The organism is Bdellovibrio bacteriovorus, assembly GCF_001592755.1.
GTDB lineage: Bacteria > Bdellovibrionota > Bdellovibrionia > Bdellovibrionales > Bdellovibrionaceae > Bdellovibrio > Bdellovibrio bacteriovorus_E.
This window is the reverse complement of the sequence record NZ_LUKF01000001.1, coordinates 344,419-347,968: the sequence shown is the minus strand read 5'-3', so window position 1 is coordinate 347,968 and position 3,550 is coordinate 344,419. Positions and strand designations below refer to the sequence as shown.

Annotated in this window: 4 protein-coding genes and 1 other RNA gene; all 5 read right to left on the bottom strand. The window is 46.3% G+C overall.

What is annotated here, in order from left to right; all coding sequences use genetic code 11:
* Positions 1 to 29: 29 nt before the first annotated feature.
* Complete coding sequence (locus AZI85_RS01750) at positions 30 to 623, bottom strand: GTP-binding protein (protein WP_063205482.1); 594 nt, start codon at positions 621 to 623, stop codon at positions 30 to 32.
* On the bottom strand, positions 623 to 1,237 hold the full coding sequence (gene recR, locus AZI85_RS01745) for a recombination mediator RecR (protein ID WP_063205481.1): 615 nt from the start codon (positions 1,235 to 1,237) through the stop codon (positions 623 to 625). Before recR ends, AZI85_RS01750 begins: the two co-directional genes overlap by 1 nt.
* 3 nt (positions 1,238 to 1,240) lie before the next feature.
* A complete protein-coding gene (locus AZI85_RS01740) occupies positions 1,241 to 1,564 on the bottom strand; it encodes a YbaB/EbfC family nucleoid-associated protein (RefSeq protein WP_063205480.1) in 324 nt (107 codons plus the stop codon).
* A 1-nt stretch (position 1,565) separates the two neighbouring features.
* Positions 1,566 to 3,344 carry a DNA polymerase III subunit gamma/tau gene (gene dnaX / locus AZI85_RS01735; RefSeq protein WP_063242451.1) on the bottom strand — a complete coding sequence of 593 codons (1,779 nt, stop codon included), beginning with the start codon at positions 3,342 to 3,344 and terminating at the stop codon, positions 1,566 to 1,568.
* Between the two features lie 35 nt (positions 3,345 to 3,379).
* Positions 3,380 to 3,478, bottom strand: an RNA gene (gene ffs, locus AZI85_RS01730) — signal recognition particle sRNA small type.
* Between the last annotated feature and the right edge of the window lie 72 nt (positions 3,479 to 3,550).

Sequence of the window (3,550 nt, the reverse complement as noted above, 5' to 3'; positions counted from 1 at the left end):
TCCCATCCACCCTAGAAGCCGGTCGATCGTTATAAAGTAGTTCCGCCCTTGAGGACGTTAATAATAGACTTAGAAACCGTCTTCAAAGACTCAAAAACGCCTTTTCCCTCAGATGCGCATCCTTCGATTTCTGGCGCATTATAAGGATTCAAAGCACTTCGAAGCTCAGCCAATGAAGCGACATTAGGAAGATCACGCTTGTTGTACTGCATGATCAAAGGGATTTCGCGGATGTCGTAGCCTTGTTGTTCCAAGTTTCTCTCTAAATTGCGAAGAGATTCCAAGTTTTCGTCCATACGCTCGATTTGCGAGTCCGCGACGAAAATAACGCCATCCAAACCTTTAAGAATTAATTTACGAGAAGCATCGTACACAACTTGGCCCGGAACGGTATAAAGGTGAAAACGCGTCTTAAATCCACGGATATCACCAACATTCAAAGGCAAGAAGTCGAAGAAAAGAGTGCGCTCAATGTCCGTGTTCAATGCCACGAGCTTGGATTTTTGATCCTCCGCCGTTTTTTGATAAACCCACTGAATATTTGTCGTCTTACCGCCCAATGAAGGACCGTAATAGACAACCTTGCAGTGAATTTCTTTAGCATTGTAGTTAATAAAGGACATTACAGCTCCACTCTATTTTGCAGGGCACGACCCATAGTTCTATCATCTATGAAATCGATGTCGCTGCCAATAGGAACTCCATGGGCAATGCGAGAAAGTTTCAAACCTTTGCCCTGAAGGTGCTTAGCTAGGTACAAAATCGTCGTGTCACCCTCAAGATCGGCATCCAATGCGAGGATGATTTCCTTGATGACGGGACCTTGGCCACTCAAACCCGCTTCAACACGTTCAACCAACTCTTTGATTTTCAAATCTTGAGGTCCGATACCTTCCAGTGGAGAAATCGCTCCATGCAAAACATGATAGCGTCCGCGGAAAGCACCCGAAGATTCGATACGAACGATGTCAGCCGGTTCTTCAACCACACAGATGGATTCGTCAGAACGGTGAGGATCTTCACAAAAACGGCAAAGATCCGTGTCGGTGTAGTTGAAGCAGCGAGGGCACTCGTGAACTTCCGCTTTCACGCGCAAAAGAGCTTCGCTTAAGCGCTCGGGGAAGTCGTTATTGGTCTTTAGAATGAAATAAGCCAAGCGTTGAGCAGTCTTCGGCCCGATACCGGGAAGACGGCTCAATTCGTGGACTAATTTTTCTAAAGCGCCAATATGTAGCATTAATTAAAACATTCCTGGGATATTCAAACCGCCAGTGATTTTTTCCATCTCTTTTGAAGATGTATCTTTCGCAGTTTTGATAGCTTCGTTTGTTGCAGACAAGATCATGTCTTGAAGCATTTCAACATCGCCTGCTTTTAGAACTTCAGCATCAATAGTCAATGCAGTGATCATGTGGTCGCCGTTTACTTTTACTTTAACTGCGCCACCGCCAGAAGTTGCTTCGTATTCTTTTTTCGCAAGCTCTTCTTGGGCTTTTTTCATTTTCATTTGCATTTGATTGGCTTGCTTCATGAGCTGAGCCATTCCGCCTTGCATGCCTTTCATACTATCTCCCTGCGCCGTCGCGCTTCGTGTCTACGATGGATTTAATCTGCCCCTTGAAAACATCCTGGGCGGCTTTCACCATCGGATTTTCTGCGATCTTATTGCGAAGATCTTCTTCGGCCATTTGCTGCTTTTTCTGCTGCAAAGACGAAGCGGATTCTCCGGTTTGATCACGACCCATAATAACTTCAAAAGAATACCCAGCACCCCAGTACGAATCAATAAATCCTTGCAGTTTTTTACGCACCTGAGTGTCAGCCATTTGCTCTTTCAGGAACGTAAGCTTCGGAGGCACTCCCAGGGTTAAAAGCTTTCCCTCTTCCTTAGCGAAAAGTAAATTTTCCACTTTCGCTGCGAACAAAGCATCGTCTTGACGAAGCAATTCAACAAAATCGACCCATTTATCCGCAGAAGTATTTCCTGTAGCCATTTTCTTAACAGGTTCTGCACTTTTCGTTACAGGAGCTGCAGGTTTCGCCGCCTCTGCCTTCACGTGCGTCGTCTTCGCTTTTTCCAGCGCGGCTTTCATCGCATCAATTCCTTTAGGAACTTCAGCAACTTTTTGCGCTTCAGCTAAACGATCGTGACCTTTTGCGGGAGGAGTTACCGGCGGAGTGTAGGGCCTGGCCCCACCTGCGCTGTGAGAAGTGGGAACACCATTTTGCAACAGAGTTTTTAGATCCACTAACTTCGGCGCAGACGCCATTCTTAGCAATGTGACTTCTAAAACAATTCTTGGATCCTGAGCGCGAGGAATATCGTTGCCGCCTTTTAACGCCATGTCGAAGAGCATGTGAATGTCTTCTTCAGAAAGTCGTTGCGACATTTCGCTCAAGGTTTGGATTTCTGACTCAGGCATTTCTAACATTTGCGCCGCTTGCGCTTGGGAAACTTTCACCAAAAGCAAATTGCGAATTGTTTCAAGCAAGTCTTGAGAGAATAAATGCGGTTCAAATCCGGCAGCAGAAATTTTCTCTAGCACACTTAAAATCGCTTGAGAGTTTCTGTCGATCAATGCATTCACGGCCTCAAACAACAAAGTGCGATCCGTTAGACCTAAAATTTCAACAACATTTGCGCGAGTCAAAGGACCGTTGGCAAAAGTGATCACTTGATCCAGCAAACTTTGTGAGTCACGCATGGAACCATCACCCTGACGAGCAATCACCCAAAGAGCTTCCTCTTCGGCTGAAACTCCGTCAGCGTCACAGATCATTTTCAATCTTTCTGTGATTTGACGAGTGCTGATTCTTCTAAAATCAAAGCGTTGGCAACGAGACAAAATCGTTTGCGGGATTTTGTGAACTTCGGTTGTCGCCATGATGAAGATCACGTGGGGAGGCGGCTCTTCCAAAGTTTTTAGAAGGGCGTTGAAGGCACTTGTGGAAAGCATGTGCACTTCGTCGATGATGTAGATTTTGTATTTTCCACTGGAAGGCATGAAAGCCACAGTGTCACGAAGTTCACGAATCGCATCGACACCGTTGTTCGAAGCTCCGTCGATTTCCATAACGTCAACGCTAGAACCAGAAGCGATCTCTTTGCACGAATCACAGTTGTTACAAGGTACAAAGCCCACGGCATTGGGACAGCGAAGAGCTTTCGCCAAAATACGCGCGGAAGAAGTTTTTCCCGTACCACGAGGACCTGTGAATAAAAGTGCGTGAGGCAGACGGCCGTTATTAAGAGCGTTCGTCAGAGTTTGGGTAATATGGTTTTGCCCGACAACGTCAGTGAAAGATTGTGGACGCCATTTGCGTGCAATCACCTGATAAGACAAAACACACCCCTCAAGAAAACTTTCGCGAAAACAAAAGTGGCCGAGCACCCCATATCACATAGTCCCTCGAGTGCCGTTGCTTCCTTCCGGACCTAGCGGGGTTCGTCAAGGGTGCTATTGTATGGGACCCGGCCATGGGCAGGTGTAACTCACGGACGGGTTCATTACATTCGATAACTCGTCGTGCCATAGAGAGAAATTTGGGT